Source organism: Gluconobacter cerinus, assembly GCF_002723935.1.
Classification (GTDB): domain Bacteria; phylum Pseudomonadota; class Alphaproteobacteria; order Acetobacterales; family Acetobacteraceae; genus Gluconobacter; species Gluconobacter cerinus.
Window position 1 is genome coordinate 32,803 of sequence record NZ_BEWM01000007.1, and the last position, 16,415, is coordinate 49,217.

At 53.0% G+C, this 16,415-nt stretch carries 19 protein-coding genes and 1 pseudogene; 13 read left to right on the forward strand and 7 right to left on the reverse strand.

All coding sequences use genetic code 11. The features are described 5' to 3' along the window. Nucleotides 1–103: 103 nt before the first annotated feature. Genes GCE01_RS14305 through GCE01_RS14315 form a run of 3 tightly spaced genes read right to left on the reverse strand, consistent with a single transcriptional unit; the run spans nt 104 to nt 2,221 of the window. Nucleotides 104–844, reverse strand: a complete 741-nt coding sequence (locus tag GCE01_RS14305) for an NAD(P)H-dependent oxidoreductase (RefSeq protein WP_099213385.1) — start codon at nt 842–844, stop codon at nt 104–106. Next, nucleotides 841–1,770 (reverse strand): DMT family transporter, encoded by a 930-nt coding sequence (locus tag GCE01_RS14310; RefSeq protein WP_099213386.1) that lies wholly within the window; start codon nt 1,768–1,770, stop codon nt 841–843. Before GCE01_RS14310 ends, GCE01_RS14305 begins: the two co-directional genes overlap by 4 nt. Before the next feature lie 28 nt (nt 1,771–1,798). Further along, nucleotides 1,799–2,221: a MerR family transcriptional regulator gene (locus tag GCE01_RS14315; RefSeq protein ID WP_099213387.1), complete on the reverse strand. Its 423-nt coding sequence runs from the start codon at nt 2,219–2,221 to the stop codon at nt 1,799–1,801. Nucleotides 2,222–2,325: 104 nt separating this feature from the next. On the opposite strand from GCE01_RS14315, the gene GCE01_RS14320 reads away from it, so the two are divergent. Next, on the forward strand, nt 2,326–2,946 hold the full coding sequence (locus tag GCE01_RS14320) for a cation transporter (protein WP_244591242.1): 621 nt from the start codon (nt 2,326–2,328) through the stop codon (nt 2,944–2,946). Between the two features lie 17 nt (nt 2,947–2,963). Here GCE01_RS14320 and GCE01_RS14325 read toward each other — a convergent pair whose 3' ends face one another. After that, entirely contained in the window at nt 2,964–3,881 is a 918-nt protein-coding gene (locus GCE01_RS14325; RefSeq protein ID WP_099213388.1) for a LysR family transcriptional regulator, read from the reverse strand. Between the two features lie 99 nt (nt 3,882–3,980). Here GCE01_RS14325 and GCE01_RS14330 point away from each other — a divergent pair, with 99 nt between their 5' ends. The 4 genes from GCE01_RS14330 (at nt 3,981) to GCE01_RS14345 (ending at nt 6,947) form a co-directional block, all read left to right on the forward strand. After that, a complete protein-coding gene (locus GCE01_RS14330; protein WP_099213389.1) occupies nt 3,981–4,958 on the forward strand; it encodes a nitrilase-related carbon-nitrogen hydrolase in 978 nt (325 codons plus the stop codon). Further along, a complete protein-coding gene (locus tag GCE01_RS14335; RefSeq protein WP_099213390.1) occupies nt 4,955–5,680 on the forward strand; it encodes a glutamine amidotransferase in 726 nt (241 codons plus the stop codon). The genes GCE01_RS14330 and GCE01_RS14335 overlap by 4 nt, the downstream gene beginning before the upstream one ends. A gap of 320 nt (nt 5,681–6,000) precedes the next feature. Next, nucleotides 6,001–6,366: a PadR family transcriptional regulator gene (locus tag GCE01_RS14340; RefSeq protein ID WP_099213391.1), complete on the forward strand. Its 366-nt coding sequence runs from the start codon at nt 6,001–6,003 to the stop codon at nt 6,364–6,366. Beyond that, nucleotides 6,363–6,947, forward strand: a complete 585-nt coding sequence (locus GCE01_RS14345; protein ID WP_099213392.1) for an HAAS signaling domain-containing protein — start codon at nt 6,363–6,365, stop codon at nt 6,945–6,947. Before GCE01_RS14340 ends, GCE01_RS14345 begins: the two co-directional genes overlap by 4 nt. Nucleotides 6,948–7,091: 144 nt before the next feature. On the opposite strand, the gene mazF is transcribed toward GCE01_RS14345, so the two are convergent. Further along, on the reverse strand, nt 7,092–7,424 hold the full coding sequence (gene mazF / locus GCE01_RS14350) for an endoribonuclease MazF (RefSeq protein WP_099213393.1): 333 nt from the start codon (nt 7,422–7,424) through the stop codon (nt 7,092–7,094). Then, the gene (locus tag GCE01_RS14355) at nt 7,425–7,667 is read right to left on the reverse strand and encodes an AbrB/MazE/SpoVT family DNA-binding domain-containing protein (RefSeq protein ID WP_099213394.1); all 243 of its coding nucleotides are present in this window, start codon (nt 7,665–7,667) and stop codon (nt 7,425–7,427) included. A gap of 372 nt (nt 7,668–8,039) precedes the next feature. On the opposite strand from GCE01_RS14355, the pseudogene GCE01_RS14360 reads away from it, so the two are divergent. Continuing rightward, nucleotides 8,040–8,798, forward strand: a pseudogene (locus tag GCE01_RS14360) (IS5 family transposase). A 68-nt stretch (nt 8,799–8,866) separates the two neighbouring features. Here GCE01_RS14360 and GCE01_RS14365 read toward each other — a convergent pair. After that, nucleotides 8,867–10,408: an ATP-binding cassette domain-containing protein gene (locus GCE01_RS14365; protein WP_099213395.1), complete on the reverse strand. Its 1,542-nt coding sequence runs from the start codon at nt 10,406–10,408 to the stop codon at nt 8,867–8,869. Nucleotides 10,409–10,668: 260 nt separating this feature from the next. On the opposite strand from GCE01_RS14365, the gene GCE01_RS17185 reads away from it, so the two are divergent. The 7 genes from GCE01_RS17185 (at nt 10,669) to GCE01_RS14390 (ending at nt 16,385) form a co-directional block, all read left to right on the forward strand. Continuing rightward, nucleotides 10,669–10,905 (forward strand): nucleotidyltransferase domain-containing protein, encoded by a 237-nt coding sequence (locus tag GCE01_RS17185; RefSeq protein WP_244591243.1) that lies wholly within the window; start codon nt 10,669–10,671, stop codon nt 10,903–10,905. 102 nt (nt 10,906–11,007) lie between these two features. Beyond that, nucleotides 11,008–11,418 (forward strand): hypothetical protein, encoded by a 411-nt coding sequence (locus GCE01_RS17190; RefSeq protein WP_244591244.1) that lies wholly within the window; start codon nt 11,008–11,010, stop codon nt 11,416–11,418. A gap of 515 nt (nt 11,419–11,933) precedes the next feature. Beyond that, a complete protein-coding gene (locus GCE01_RS16720) occupies nt 11,934–12,206 on the forward strand; it encodes a hypothetical protein (protein WP_145995805.1) in 273 nt (90 codons plus the stop codon). Nucleotides 12,207–12,243: 37 nt separating this feature from the next. After that, nucleotides 12,244–13,488, forward strand: coding sequence for an SfnB family sulfur acquisition oxidoreductase (locus GCE01_RS14375; RefSeq protein WP_099213396.1), 1,245 nt, complete (start codon nt 12,244–12,246; stop codon nt 13,486–13,488). 239 nt (nt 13,489–13,727) lie between these two features. Beyond that, on the forward strand, nt 13,728–14,597 hold the full coding sequence (locus GCE01_RS14380) for an ABC transporter substrate-binding protein (protein ID WP_244591245.1): 870 nt from the start codon (nt 13,728–13,730) through the stop codon (nt 14,595–14,597). Next, entirely contained in the window at nt 14,590–15,588 is a 999-nt protein-coding gene (locus tag GCE01_RS14385; protein WP_099213398.1) for an ABC transporter permease, read from the forward strand. The genes GCE01_RS14380 and GCE01_RS14385 overlap by 8 nt, the downstream gene beginning before the upstream one ends. Further along, entirely contained in the window at nt 15,582–16,385 is an 804-nt protein-coding gene (locus GCE01_RS14390; protein WP_099213399.1) for an ABC transporter ATP-binding protein, read from the forward strand. The genes GCE01_RS14385 and GCE01_RS14390 overlap by 7 nt, the downstream gene beginning before the upstream one ends. Nucleotides 16,386–16,415 lie beyond the last annotated feature (30 nt).

Genomic DNA, 16,415 nt, shown 5'->3' on the forward strand with positions numbered 1-16,415 from the left:
ACAACGGATACTCAAAGAAAATAGTTCATGTTTTAACAATCGGTTCTTAGCGCGATATTGGGTCAAACTGTGTATCACGCGAAACATCATTCATCGATTATTTTCATGTGTTACGTTGAACACCCGATCGTGCAAGCACACCAGGCTTTAACCGCTCATTGGGACCATAATCATTTTTAGGGTGAAAAAACAGATGTGGTGTGCTGTCAATTTCTAGAAGTTTCTCCTTATATTTTTCAAGTAAATAAGTTCTTTCCTGAAAATCAAGGCGACCGGGCATGTAAGCGACAAATGGTGGCAACACGTCAAAGCCTGTGTATCGAAAAATGCCGTTATGAATAGGCCACAGGACTGTCAGAATATCTCCGTCAATCCCATCGGGAGCGTAAGTATCGGCTGACGTGCCCGTTGTCGTGCATATCATTGCCAGCTTTCCATGAAACAGTCCGGTATCATATTTGCGACCTGCTGCATAAGCAAAGCCACGACTGAAAACACGGTCGATCCACCCTTTCAGAATAGCCGGCATGCTGAACCACCACAAAGGAAACTGAAAAATCACCAGGTCAGCGGTCGCCAGACGTTCTTGTTCCCGCTGAATGTCGAATGAAAGCGTGTTAGTTTCAAAAGCATTATTCTGCTCTTGCGGAATATTCAGAACATCCAAATTGACGGCTTTACCCTGAAAATCAGCCCGGGTTATTCTTGGTTCAAAGTCATTTGCGTAGAGATCACTTACCGCTACAGTATGTCCGTTTTGCTCTAGTGTTTCGATGGAGGTTCTTAGAAGTGCCCCATTGAAAGAGGCCGGTTCGGGGTGAGCATAAACAATGAGAACGTTCACTTTGTGTGTCCTTTTCCTTTAAAAAGGGATTCACCGCTGACCACCATAATGCCTCCCAAAATCATGAGAGCTCCTATAAGGAAAGAGGACGTCAGGGCTTCATGAAGCAGCAATGCGCCCGATGCCACACCGAACACCGGGGTCATGAAAGAGAGAACACCCAAGCGCGATGCCAGATAACGTCTTAACAAGGAAAACCAGACAAGATAGCTCAGTGCTGAAATGATAATGGTCTGAAATCCCAGATTAAGCAGTACAAAAGACGTTGTGTGAAAAGTGGTCTGATGCGCTAAAACTGCTACGGACAGGAGTAGAAAACCAGCTCCTGCTAGTTGGCAGAATAACGTCACAGTCGCTGGCGCATCGGCAAGGGGTGTCGTCCGGACAACAAGTGTGGTCATACCCCAGGCCATTGCCCCCATGATCCCCATCAGGTCTCCCAGCCAGACCAGATCGTGTGCATGAGCAGCCTCTTTGTGTGCGGGACCAATAAACGAAATCACAACACCAAGAAATGCCACCAGGATGCCACTCCATTGAAACAGGGAAAGGCGTTCTTCTGGCAGGCGAATATGTAGTCCGAGAGCAGCAAAAATCGGTGCTGTATAGAGAAAAATGGACATGTGAGCAGCACTGGTGAAGCGCAGACCCTCAGCGGTCAGAAGGAATTCCAGCCCGAAAAGTGTGCCTACGGAGACAATGGGCCGCAACGGAATGGAACGAAATGCAGTTCTTTCACCGCGCCACAGAAGAAGTGCTCCTACAATCGCGGCGGCCACAGCCGACCGCAGGCCGACCTGTAGAATGGGTAGAATATCCGAGGCAATGACCTTGATCGCGCTTTGCTGGAGCCCCCATATTGCACAGAGAAGGACTATGAGTAATGCGGCAGTTGTATCTACCTCCTTACGATGTGAAGTTGTCATGATCTTTCTAACTTAATTTTCTGTTTATTTATGATGAGTGATTTAGGGGCAGCTTTGGTCCCAGTGTCTCAAGAATACGGCAGTCATCGATTTTCCCTTTTTGACATTGTGCCAGAAGTTGACTGAGTTCGTGATGGAGGGACTGAAGGTCTCGAATTTTATGTTCGATGTCTTCCAGATGATCGCGGGTTATGGAGTCAACACAGGCACAGGACTGGTTCGTGTTTTTTGCAAGATCCAGCAAGATGCGGATCTGTTCGATCGAGAACCCCAATTCTCGCGCGCGCCGAATGAAGCTGAGATGCGTCAGATGATCCTGGCTGTAAACACGATAATTCCCGGAACTTCGCGGGGGCGCGGGCAACAAGCCTGACCGTTCGTAATAGCGAATGGTCTCGACCTTTGTGTCCGTTCTACGCCCTAGCTCACCAATGGAAAAAGTCTGCGTCATGAGTCTCTTGACCCTGTAGTAGCTACAGGGTGGATATGGGATGTTTCCTGAAGTTTGTCGAGATCATGAGTATGCCCCTGTGTCATAATTCCTGCTGTTCGCAGATGGGTTCCTCTTCAACGTCGCAGACAGCACGTTGGCGGCGTGCGTTGTGGATCGCGCTGATCATCAATGGCGGGTTTTTTCTGACCGAGAGTGTTGCTGGCGTCATGGCAGAATCAGCGTCGCTTCAGGCCGACGCCCTGGATTTCTTTGGAGATAGCGCCAATTACGCGATCAGCCTTGCCGTGACGGGTATGACTCTGGTCTGGCGCAATAAAGCGGCCCTTCTGAAGGGTGCAACGATGTTGCTGTTTGCCGTGTGGGTGCTGGCCAACACAGCCTGGCACGCATGGGCAGGAACATTGCCACGCGCGGAAACGATGGGCGTGATCGGTGGGGCGGCCTTGGCGGCTAACGGGATCGTGGCCTTGATGCTGTACCGTTTTCGGAGAGGCGATGCGAACATGCGCTCCGTCTGGATCTGCTCCAGAAACGATGCGATCGGCAATCTGGCGGTCCTGCTGGCGGCCCTCGGCGTGTTCGGCACGGGAACCGGCTGGCCGGATAGTGTCGTGGCCTGCGTCATGGGTGGACTGGGCCTGCATGGCGGCATCCAGATCGTACGGCATGCACGGGCTGAGACGATTGATTATTCTGCAGGCCTGTCTGAGGCTGCGGAATAAACGGATGTCGCGTTCCCCTAAGTGTCCGCTACATTTTCGGATAATGCCTCACAGAATGCTTCACTGATAATCTGGCGCATCCATGAGTTATCGGCCGTGCGCTGCCAGAGATACGCGACAGAAAACCGTCCTAAATCTACAGGAGCAGGACACACTGTCAGCTCTGATATCGTGGCCAGGCTTCTGGCGGCATGAAGCGGCAATGTGGCCACGGCGCGCGTCCCGATCAGAAAAGCAGGCAATGCCGAAAAATGCGTCAAAGCGGACTGAACGCGCCGTTCATGTCCCATCTTTTTCAAAACCTGGTCAACAATACCTTTTCGACCAGAGTAAGAAACCAGAATATGGGGCAGCGCCAGATAGGTTTCCAGCGAGAGTGGTAGTGTGATGCCGCACGCTTCCGGGTCAAGCAGGCAAGCATAACCTGAAGTGCCAATATCCTGTTGGAGTAGACCTGAGCGCAGGACGGGATTGGCCACGACCGCAAAGTCGATTTCGCCCGTTTCGAACAGAGTCTCTACCGTGTGTCGATTGGCCTGCCGGAACGTAACGGAAATATGAGGCGCCTGTGTCGCCAGACGTTGCGCAATGAGCGGCCCGCCAGCAACTTCAAAATCGTCTGACATACCAATGGAGAAATGCTGATGACTGGTGGCGGGATCAAAGACAGCCCCAGCCAGAAAGGCCTTATGGATCAACCCGGCGCCACATTGAAGCGGTTCGGCCATGGCGATTGCGCGTTGGGTCGGCTGCATTCCGTCACGGGTCCGGACAAAGAGCGGGTCTTGTGTGGCGTCACGTAGTCGGCCGAGAGCTGTGCTGACGGCAGACTGGCTCAACGACAGCCGTCGGGCGGCCTTCGATACGCTCCTTTCTTCCCAGAGCGCCAGAAAGGTAGTGATCAGATTGAAATCAAACCGGGCAATATCAATCATAGTGATTTTGTCTATCTAAACATTCAATTTTCCTGATCATGCTGGAGCCTCTATTCTGGTGTCAATTCATTTGCTTACCCTCAGGCAGGAGAACGGATCATGAGCCAGCGTCGCGTTGCCGTCATTCAGGCAGGAACAACTCTTTTCAATACGCCTCAAACGCTGGATCGCATGGAATCCCATTGCAATGAAGCCGCGGCTCAGGGGGTTGAGCTTGCTGTTTTCCCAGAAGCCTATATCGGCGGGTATCCAAAGGGGCTGACATTTGGAGCCGTGCTTGGAAGTCGTTTTCCGGAAGGGCGCGACGATTATCTGCGTTACTGGAAATCTGCCATTGATGTGCCTGGAGTTGAAACGGCGCGCATCGGCTCGTTCGCGGCGAAAATGAAAGCACATCTGGTGACGGGCGTGATCGAGCGTGATGGAGCAACACTCTATTGTACCGCGCTTTTCTTCGGCCCTGATGGCGCGCTTCTTGGCAAACATCGCAAACTGATGCCGACCGGTATCGAGCGACTGGTCTGGGGACAGGGGGATGGTTCCACCATTCCTGTGTTCGAGACGGACATCGGTCGTATTGGTGCTGCGATCTGCTGGGAAAACTATATGCCAGACCTGCGTCAGAGCATGTACGCCCGGGGGATCAATCTATGGTGTGCTCCTACCGTCGATGAACGCGAGATCTGGCAGGCCTCCATGCGCCATATCGCGTATGAAGGACGCACGTTTGTCCTGAGCGCTTGTCAGTATATGACCCGGGCTGATGCGCCGGAGCAGTATAATTGTCATCAGGGGAACAATCCTGAAACCGTTCTGATCCGTGGGGGAAGCGTGATCGTCAATCCATTGGGCGAAATCATCGCTGGTCCTATTTATGACCGTGAAGCGATCATTACGGCCGATATTGATATGGATGACGTGATCCGGGGCAAATACGATCTCGACGTCGCCGGTCATTATGCGCGACCAGATATTTTCAACCTGTATGTCGATGATACGGCACGGCAGCCGGTCCTTTTTTCTGAGGATGCCACCGTGACATCATCTCCCGCAGCGCTCGATCAGGACGCTGAATGAGCGATTGTCGTAGGATCGTTCTCATTCAGGCGGGTCAGCCACCGCAAGACCTACGCGACCGACTGGGAGAACAGTCCGACTGGTTCCGGGCGGCTCTCCCCCAAGACGGAAGTGAGATTGTAACCGTCCGCCCTTTCCGGGAGGAGGTATTGCCCGCGATCGGCATGTTTTCGCACGCGATCATCACCGGTTCCTGGTCGATGGTGACTGAGCGCGAAGATCGGAGTGAACGTACGGGCGAATGGATACGCCATGCGGTAGCGGTGCAGGCACCATTGCTTGGCGTCTGCTACGGCCATCAACTGATGGCCGACGCGCTGGGCGGGAAAGTGGACTATCATCCCGCAGGACGGGAGGTGGGAGTCCATCAGATTACGACAGCCCATTCAGCTCGGCACGATCATTTGATGAACGACCTGCCGCACCAGTTCGATGCGTTCCTAACGCATGAACAGTCGGTTCTGATGCCTCCTGCATGCGCAACCGTGCTCGCGGGGTCCAAGCATGATCCACGCCAGATACTGTCGTATGGGTCAAATGCGTGGTCGACCCAGTTCCATCCAGAGTTTACACCAGAAATTATGGCTACCTGTATTGAACAGCGTCGGGAGCATTTCCTTGCTGAAGGGCATGACGTCGATGGCATGCTCAGTCGTTTGGTTATTCCCCGGAAAATCCCTCAAACGATCTTGAGAGACTTTATCTTAAATCCCGCTTTCTAAGGATTCCATCTGATTTGTGCCCGACCTGAAGGGCAATGGTTCCAGCCCGACGCGCTCACCGGCTTGATGGCTAGAAAACGCTTCAACCCCGTCAGAGATGTGAATATCCGCTCTCACCCACCTACAACCGACATTCCGCTCCCCCCCCCATTCTGGACCTTCCTTGAATGGAGCTAGTTATTGTTGAAGAACAATGAGTGGCTGTAATCTGGCCATTTAACTCGAAATTCGTGTAACCCTCGATAAACATTCAAGGCACAAATAAAAACGTATTTCAAGATATCCTTGCATTGCATGGATATCTTCTTCATAAACCTTGCATGACAAGGAAATCAGATGAGCCGAGAGATGTAATTGCCAAGTGGGAGGTTCAGCTACGCAAAGGCGTGTTGGAATTCATCATTCTGCATTCACTTAACGAACGCGAACAATACGGTTTCGAACTCATCTCGGGTATTGCCGAACGGGCCGCAATCAATGTGCCGGAAGGAACTTTGTATCCACTCCTGCTGCGCCTGCAGAAGGAAGAGTTAATTTCGTCTCGTCTTGCCGAAGGCGACGGTGGAGCGCCCCGAAAATATTACACCCTGACGCTTCAAGGGAGGGAGCTTTTACAAGCCATGATCCCAACTTGGTCGAAACTCACCATCTCCGTTGATCGTCTTTTGCATGGAGCCGCTGTATGATACCCACTTTTACAGACCCCGCCGCAAACCGTCTTTGGAAAGACTATTTCGCCCGGGTCAATCGTCTGCTGACTCATTCTGGCGCAGACAGGAAAGAGTTGCTGACCGATCTTGAAGCGCATGTCGCTGACAGTCTGATTGCCAATGCGCAAGGGACCGAAATGGAACGGCTTCAGTCCGCTCTTGCTCGTCTGGGGCAGCCTGAGGAATACTTAAGGCCACTGTTGGCCGACGACCTAATCGATCGCGGAACGCGCACCTACGCTCCACTCACAATCATCCACGGTTTATTCCACGCTGTTCTGGCGGGATCACGTCGAGCGACGATCGCGTGCGGATTTAGTCTTGGATATCTGTGCCTTGCCATCTTCGTGGCGATCGCTGTCCTGAAGCCCGTATGGCGCGATCATGTCGGTGTATTTCAAGGCGAGAACGGCACGATTAGAGCTGGTATTTTCTCGCTATCAGGAAGCGATCACGACATGCTGGGCTGGTGGACGACGCCAATTGCGCTCCTACTCGCAGCGCTTGTCTATGTGGGTTTGACAAAGAGCTTACGTGCTCTTCGTCACCAGCCATAAACGGTTGTCCTGATATCCTGTAGAACAAGGGTTTACTACTGGTGCGCGTCCTTTGTTTTATTCACGTTGGCTTCGTAAGGCACTTGCGCATCCATCTGGAAAGATTTTGTGGCCTAGTCTGACCGGAGAGAAAAGCTACGACCATTACCCCACCAGGAGCCGAGCCCGTTCACGTACCGCTTCAAGTTCGCTGTCCAAGACCCGACCTTTATGCTTTGCACGACGAGCACGCCAGTCAAGGCTACGCACCTGATCAGAAAGAACGACACTCGCAGGCTCACCCGCCAACGGCACTTCAAAAGGATACCCTTTGATTTTTGTTGTTGTGGGACAGCAAACAATCATACCAGACTTTTTATTGTAGTCGACAGGGGAGAGCACCACAGCGGGACGATGCCCTGCCTGTTCGCGTCCTGCCTGCGGGTCGAATTCCAGCCAGACAATGTCTCCGCAATCTGGCACCCAGGAGGCTGACATTTACCAGACTTCTCCACCCGTTTCGGACCCAAAATTCACTTCACCATGACGGTTATCATCTGTGATGGCAGCAGTTAAGGCTTCGAGAGACAGTGCCGCAGGTCGAACGGGTTGAATAATAATACGTCCATCTTCTTCGCGGACATCAACGGCTTGATTCACCTGCAGGTGAGCAGCCTCAAGGATATTGGCTGGCAGACGGACGGCCGCGCTGTTTCCCCATTTCCGGACGGTTCCAAGCATTGGATCTCTCCTGTGTGTGTCTACATGGTAGATACTACTTCGAGTGACCTTACTTCAATCCTAAAATAGCCGATGTCCGCTTTTAACGGATTGGGCATATGAAGCGGACAGGCCGTTCACCCCCCTGTGCGGCCTGTCTGCTTAGGAATAGAAGCAGACAGGCGGGATATGCCTTCATGTCAGTCGTTCAGATGGCCACACTAATTTCCTCATTGGGGACATGTTGGATTTAAAATTCAATCTCCGTGTCGCATTATATCTGTCCTGTGGCGTTCTTGTTTGGGCGCGGTTAATTGGCGCCGCTTATGTGACCTAGGGCCTGTTAGGCCTTGAATGATAGAACGGACTGCATAGCTACTTATGATGAGCATGATGCAGTCTGTCTTCTCCGACACCGCCTGGTCTGTCTGGGAGCCAACTGATCGAGGAAGTCCGTCCGAAGGGCAAGAGCCCGCCGAGGAAACTTCGACGGACGATATCCGCGATTTTTTGGCGTCACCAGAATGGTGCGAAATGGCGTGCGCTGCCATCTGAGTTTGGTCCCTGGTGGATTGCAGCACAACTGTTCATTCGACGGTCGAAACGCGGTGTGTGGCAGCGCCTCTTTGAAAAGGTCAAAAACAGGGACCAGACCCTCGGCATGGTTTTTCTCGATGGCACGATAATCTGTGCCCCTCACAAGGCCGCCTGGGCCGCCAAAAAAGGGGCTACAGTTGGTCGCTCACGTGGAGGCTTTGGCACCAAAGTCTGTGTAGCCGCGGATGGACATGGCAAGGCACTGTCTTTTATCCTGTCCTGTCGCCCGGACAGGCACATGAACTGCCATCCGCTTATGCCCTGCTCGACGACCTGCCGCACCCATCGACCTATGTCGTCTGTGATCGCGGATATGCCTCGCACAAATTCCGTGAATATCTCTGGGACCGGGGATCTCGTCCTGTCATTCCGCCAAGGAAGAATAACCCGGAAGTCGCCTGTCCCAGATGGGCGTACAGACACCGGCATCTGGTTGAAAACCTGTGGGCAAGGCTCAAGGAGTGGCGGGCTGTCGCGACCCGATATGAGAAAACCGCCGCATCCTTCCTCTCCGTCATCCTCATCGCTGCTACAGTAGACTACATCAAGGCCTAACAGGCCCTAGCCTCTGAGCCTTGAAAACAAACGTAGGCATCGACCCTCACTTCCGACGATAGTTTTTGCTATAGCCCCTCAGGCCCATCATACTCGCGCAGGTGACCATTTTTGATCGCCAGCCAACGAGTGCCGACGTTTCGCACAAACTGACGGTCGTGCGAGATGATTACGGCTGTGGCACCCTGTGCAAGAAGCTCTTCCTCAAGGCGCTGCTGTCCGGGGATGTCGACATGGTTGGTCGGTTCGTCGAGGACATAGAAATTTGGCGTCTCCAGCCGGAGCTTTAGCAGTGCCAGACGCGCACGCTGACCGGGTGAAAGAAGCGCTATCGCTCTCGTCTGCGCCTGGATGTCGACTCCGGCCGATGCCAGCAACCTTGTTGCCTGTGCGTCGCCGATCCCCGTAAGCGCCGCAATGAGCCGATGCGGCGTTTGCCTTTCCGGGAGATGAGACATGCCCTGATCCATGAAGCCGGTAATGGCGGATGGGCTGACCCGGGTGCCCGCCACGCTTTCCGCGGTAGCTCGTTTTAAAAGCCGAACAAAGCTTGTTTTTCCGGTGCCATTCTGGCCTAGAAGAACAACCCGGTCGCCTTGATAAATGTCGAGTTTGTCGATCTGGAACAACGTATCGCCGATTGGCGTGGTGATTGTCACATCCCGCAAGGCGACCAGAACCTTCGCATGCGTGCTGCTGCTGGCCAGTCTGATCTCGCCCCTGCGCAGGCTCTCTACTGGCTTCAGGGTTTCCTCAAGCTTCTCGGCTCGTGCTTTCAACTGCATCGCCTTCTTCTGGAGCAGGTCACTTCCACTATTGACCCCGATATTACGCAACGATCCGGCGTTGCGGCGCAGTCGGCCGACTTCCTTGAGGTCCCTGGTATATTGCCGGTCCTGTGCCGCGTCATCCTCGACCAGAAGTTTGTGGGCTTGCGAATATGGATAAGCGTAGTCGCGGCTGATTTCCGGGCGCAGAAAGAGCGTGTGGGTGGTGCATGTATCGAGAAATCTGCGGTCATGGCTTGCGATCAGCATCGGCGTGCGTGCAGCAATGCCAGTAATCCAGTTTTCGAGAACGTTCAGCTTGTCGGAATCCAGATGATTGGTCGGCTCGTCCAGCAGCAGGATATCGGGCTCGGTCACCCAGACGCGCGCAAGAAGCGCCAGCCGTTGCCAGCCGCCACTTAACTCTTGCAGGCATCGGTCATGCAGTTCCGGCGGTGTGTCGAGTTCGCCGAGTGCGACATCTACTCTCCAGGTTTCCTGATCGCGCGCTTGGGGAGGCAAGGCACGACGTATGGCCTCGTAGAGGCTCAGACTACGCAGGTTTTCCGGAAGGTTCTGCGGCACATAACCTATGCGCAGGCCGCGCGCGAGCGTGATGGCGCCGGTATCTGGCTCCGCAAGACCTGCGACACAGCGCAGAAGGGTTGATTTACCGCTTCCATTACTGGCGACAAGGCCGATCCGCTGATCAGCGTAGAGCGAAAGGTTGAGATTTTGAAACAGCGTGCGCGGGGACGCGACACCGACGTCGCGCAGGGTAATGAGTGTCATGATGAACAAGCCTGTTGAGGCACTGACCGCACAAAGGGTCAGCGGATGCATCAAGGGCAGTCCGGCACGAAGCAATCAGCGTCAGGCGGGGCCGCCCTGCGAATAATTATCGCAGGGCAGAAACAGGGCCACGGCGGTGGAGGTAATGGCGAAATGCAGTCATGTGTCCTCCCTCCCTAAGCTAATTCGTAGCGTTCTCCACCTGTTTAGTCGAATACGCGTTCGACGACAATCGTCTGACCGGTGTCGTCTACAGAACAGTCGTTTATTTTCTATTGCTTACCTACTGAACCTCGTCGAAGATCTTCCGCATGGCAGACTGTTACTCTTCTAGTCCGGCTGAAGCCCTCGCGACAGCAACAAGCGTGTTCCGGGAACGCTATGAGGCGGCATCCTTCGCTTATGTCGCGGGCTCAATCATGCGCGGTGAAGGCACTTATCTTTCTGATATAGATCTCGTTGTCATCTACGATCATCGCGAAGCCGCATACCGAGAGAGCTTCGTCGTAGGAGACATGCCCATAGAGGCTATCGTTCATGACCGCTAAACGTTGGCTTGGTTCGTCAAAGACGACGTGTCACGAGGTCGCCCCAGTATTCTGAATATGATTGCGGAAGGCCAAATTATCGGTCCAGAGTGTGACAGAGCCGTGGCACTGCGCAGAGAGATGTCAGATCTTTTGGCAAAAGGGCCGCCTCCTTTATCGCCCACTGGTTTGAATGCATTGCGCTATGAATTAACAAATGCAATCGATGACCTTCGCGGCAATCGAATTTTGCAGGAGGTGATAGCGATCGGTGCCTCGCTCCATCCCAGACTTGTGGAACTCGCATTGCGCGGACGGGGGCGCTGGAATGGTACGGGAAAATGGGCACCACGCCTGCTCGGCGAAATAGATACCGGGCTGGCGGACAGATTCGATAAGGCTTTCCAAACACTATTCACGAATGGCGATGTCCAGCTCGTCATTGAGTTGGTCGAAGCAGAACTGGCGCCCCACGGTGGAACATTGTTCGGCGGTGACTGCCGCGTTGCGTCCGGCTCCTGGCGCGTGATTTAACGGCACCTAAAGATGGTTGCAGACCTGTATGAATTGAAATGCTTCTTACTCTTGTTAAAGAGGCAGAGACGATCGGATGGTCTTTTCCCGGGGGGCGCTTTTATCGGTGGACGAACACCGGCAGCAAACGCATCGGAAAAACCTTTGCAACTCTTTTTTTGTACCTCACCACCCGATGTCCGATAATCGGAATTAGGACCAGTTTTTGGCAAAATTCTTCTGTGTGCGTCACTGCTATGGTCTCGTATGTCTCCCGATGTGAGCTTAAAATGCCCAGGAAACCGACACAAAACCTTAGCAAGTCCAGTTTGAACCCTCTACCTCAAACGCAAAAGAAAAATTCTTAAAAAACACCATAGGAACGATTTATTGAGTCTTTTATTAACCACACAGCATAGTTGTTTGTATCGTTAAACATAGACATGAAATATATTTATGAAATGATCATTATTTTTATCATATAAAAATACAAACAATAACTACATATAATAGTACATTATGCGGCGAGTATTGCTATGCTTTCAATTCCTGTGCCTCGTATTTCAACGACGAAACAAAGCCTTGAGGTAAAAGCATATGTCTTCGCAAAGGCAACGTCATTACGACATATTTTTGCAAGTCGCGCGGCAGAGTTGACACTACAATTGCTCTTGCTCGCGGGAAATACAGGGTTGAACATGGGTAATCCACTGGAGCGATGTCATCGGGATGCATTGTGTGGGCGCATTCATGCGCCGCATAGCGACCTGATTCGCCGTAACGCTGGACAAAAATCCCTAGCGTTCTGATTTCTTCGCATAAGTAATATCACACGGATTACAATTAATGAGCATATCTCTTGTTATAGGCGATGGAGGCGTTGTTCCGCCGCCATCTGTCAGACCGGTAGCAAACGTAATCCACGATGATGCCGAGGCGGTTGCAGTCGCTCGGGATATCGCACCTCGCCTTGGGGAGGGGGCCGTGGAGCGCGATCGTAAAGATTTGTTTCCTGCGGCCGAACTGGATATTTATTCCACGTCCGGACTCTGGGGAATGACCGTTCCGCGCGCTTACGGGGGAGCAGAAGTATCCTACGTGACAGTCGGTAACGTTATCCAGGTAATTTCGGCGGCAGATTCGTCGATAGGGCAGTTGACGCAGAACCATCTTGCTACAGTGGCAGTCATCCGTTCTGCCGGCACTGATGAACAAAAGGCAGATCTGTTCGCCGAAATTCTGAGGGGAAAGCGCTTTGGAAACGCGTTCTCCGAAATTGGTACACGAACTGTCTCGGACTTGAAAACTACTTTCGTGAGAGAAGGGCAAGACGTAATCGTTAACGGCGTAAAGCACTACGCGAGCGGGGCTATTGCCGCCGATCTGGTGCAGATCGTAGCGTTGGATGACGAAGGACGAGGCTGGCTTACCATAGCCGATCGTACCGCCTCCGGACTGACTGTCATCAATGACTGGGCAGCTTTCGGCCAGCGTGGCACAGGCAGCGGTAAAGTCTTGATCGAGAATGTACGGATACCTGAGCAAAGAGTTATTGCCGCGTGGAAGGCCTATCTTCCCGAAAAGCCTACGCCAGACAGTGCGATCTCGCAATTTATTCAAGCGGCGATCGACGCAGGGATAGCGGAAGCAGCAATTGCAGCAACTGAGAATTTTGTTCGTACACGCACACGAAGCTGGGTCGACAGCCCTGCCGAAAAGGCGAGTGATGATCCATATACGATCCATGCTTTCGGTGGCTTGCATGTTCGATTGAGCGCCGCAAAGGCGCTTCTGGACATAGCCGGACGGGCAATTGATGAGGCCATAAATGAAAATAGCGCAGATTCCGTAGCTGCAGCTCAAATAGCTACTGCAAAGGCTAAGATCCTGACGACGGAAATTGCCATCGAAAGTACAAATCGTCTGTTCGAACTGGCTGGAACTGCCTCTACAAATCGCGCCTTGGGCCTCGACCGATTTTGGCGGAATGCACGCGTTCACACACTGCATGATCCGGTCAGGTGGAAATACGCAATTGTTGGCGACTACTACCTGAATGGTCGCCGACCGCCATTACATCCTTGGAGCTAAGGCGCGTCATGTCCAGATCTCCGAACAATCCAGTGTCCAACGATATTCGCGAGCCGATACCGCCCGAACAAAATACACGATGGGGACGCCGAGCTATGGTCCTGGGAGGATTGGCTAGTGTCGTCGGGGGAACGCTCCTGGCAGCCCGGCATTCGGGTGCTCATCCTCTGCCGCGCACCGCGGATGGACTGCGTATCATCAGGTTATCACTCCCGGTCAATGCACCATGCGTTGCCCCGATGATTCTGGCTGAACAAACCGGACTTTATCGCGATCGCGGTTTGAAGGTCGAGTTTACGAACTGGACTGATACGCCGAGCTTGCTGGAGGCGGTCGCGACCGGGAAAGTCGATGCGGGTGCGGGAATGATCATGCAGTTTATGCGGCCGCTGGAGCAAGGGTTTGACCTGAAGCTGGTGGCGGGCACGCACGGAGGCTGCATGCGCATGGTTGGATCGCGTCGCGCCGGGATAACGAAAGACATATCCAGCGTCCGGGGCAAAACTATCGGCATCGCGGATGCCACAGGTTTTGCATATAACACGTTCGCACTGTTGTTAAAAAGCAATGGAATTGATCCCCTACAAGACGTGGTGTGGCAGGTGTATCCGGCGCCGCTCTTGGAGGCTGCGTTAATGAGAGGGGATATTCAAGCTTACGCGGATTCCGATCCTCTTATGTATTTAGCGCAGCGACGTTCAGGTGGTGATTTGGTGGAAATTCTTTCCAACCTGGCTGTGCCTTGGCAGGGACGTGTATGTTGCGTCGTGGCAGCAAGTAATACGGTGTTGCGGCGAGATCGTTCGGCTGTTCTGGCGATGATTGATGCCATGATAGAGGCAGCGGAAATCTGCGTTGCCGATCCTATGGAGGTAGCGAAGGCCTTTGTACAATACGGAGCGATCAAGGCCCCTGTAGAGGATATTGCTGCTGTTTTGCGAATGCAGACGCATCACATGCATCCGGTGGGACACGACTTGGCGGCGGAAGTGGCGTTCTATGCGGCGCAACTCAAAACAATTGGCGTCATGAGTGCTGATCTCGACCCACAGGCATTCGCACAGAATATTGTTGATGATGTGACCAAGGGGGAGCCGATGCATGTTTGATAAAACTCAGTTCCCCGCCGAAAATGTTGCACCGACAGCTGGACATTCTGTCTTTCGTCTGTGGTGGCCAGGAGTCATTAGTGGTGTCACATGGGCAACGGCTTTTTCGGTAACCGCATTATTCCCCAACCACGTACGTACTCCCGCGGCTCAGTCGCTGGAAGCATGTGAAATCATGATTATTATTTTCTCTGGTTTCTCCGTGCTGCTTGGCAACATGAGCAGCTTCTCATCTTTGGCTCATCATGGACGACGGATTGCTGCATTAGGCGGGGCAGTGGCGGTATGGGAAGTTATGACCGCCAAGACAGGGTGGCTACCTCTACCTTTCTTTCCGTCACCTCAGGCAATACTGGATGTCTATAGGGTAGATTCCGAACGTTTGGCACAAAGTGTGTTCCATTCGTTGTTGCTCCTTATTCCTGGGTTTGGATTGGGATCATTAACGGGATTTCTGGTCGGAGTTGCGATGGGATGGTCGCCAGAGGCAAGATACTGGGGGCATCCAATTATTCGTTTGCTTGGACCGTTGCCGTCCATTGCATGGTTACCAATCGCATTATTCATATTTCCGACCATTACGGCCGCAAGCGTTTTTCTGATTGCGTTGGCGACGGCATTTCCGGTTGCAGTGCTGACGGCATCAGGCGTGGCAATTGTTGACTCCCGTTTGTACGATGTAGGACGGACGCTAGGGGCATCGGAAGGCTTCCTCATTCGCACAATTGTAATTCCTGCAGCCTTGCCGAATGTTTTCGTTGGTCTGTTTATGGGGCTCGGTGCTTCCTTTATCGTTCTGATTGTAGCGGAGATGTTAGGGGCAAAAGCCGGGCTGGGCTGGTACCTGCAGTGGGCTCAGGGATGGGCAGCTTATGCTAATCTCTACGCGGCTCTCGCCGTGATGTCGGTCCTGTTTTCGAGCGTAACAATGGTACTATTTGCAATACGCCGCCGTCTGCTGCGCTGGAACCGGGAAACAGTCGAGTGGTAAGGGCGGCGCAACCTAACACCTCGGAAACGAAGGATTTTCCCGGGGCATCAGTTCAGGTGCGATCGGTCTCACACGCCTTTGACAATGATGCGCAGGTATTACCAGTTCTCGGCAATGTGACTTTTGACGTGCCGAGTGGAGAAACATTGGCACTGCTGGGGCCGAGTGGATGTGGAAAATCGACACTGCTGCGCCTGATTGCCGGACTGGAAATGCCGAAAAGAGGGGAGATTGGCGTAGATCACGTACGCGTTGTCGGACCGGACCCTAGCCGATTGCTGGTGTTCCAGGATCCTTTGCTATTGCCGTGGCGAACGGTGAAGGAAAATGTCGCCTACGGACTTGAAGCACAGGGGATCGGCAAAGAGAAAGAGCGTGTATTGCAGGCTCTGCAAATGGTGGGACTGTCTGATTTCGCGGCAGCATATCCCCGTGAGCTTTCTGGTGGCATGGCGCAACGAGTGGCTCTTGCCCGTGTGCTGGTTAATCGTCCTCGCGTGCTGCTGTTGGATGAACCATTCGGAAAACTGGACTCACTAACGCGCATGACCATGCAAGAAGAGTTGCTGATGCTTGCGCGACGCCACACCTTCACAACGGTCCTGGTGACGCACGATGTGGAAGAAGCCTTGTTGTTAGCGACCAGAATACTGGTGTTTTCATCACGGCCCGCAGAAATCATTCTTGATCTTGAAAATAATCTATCCTTTCCGCGCTTTCGTGATGACCCAGAATTTATTTCTTTACGGCGACAAAGCCTAGTCGCTCTTGGTCATGGTGAGGAATTTTTTAGGTGAATATTACTAATTTCAGTATGCCGCATTCGG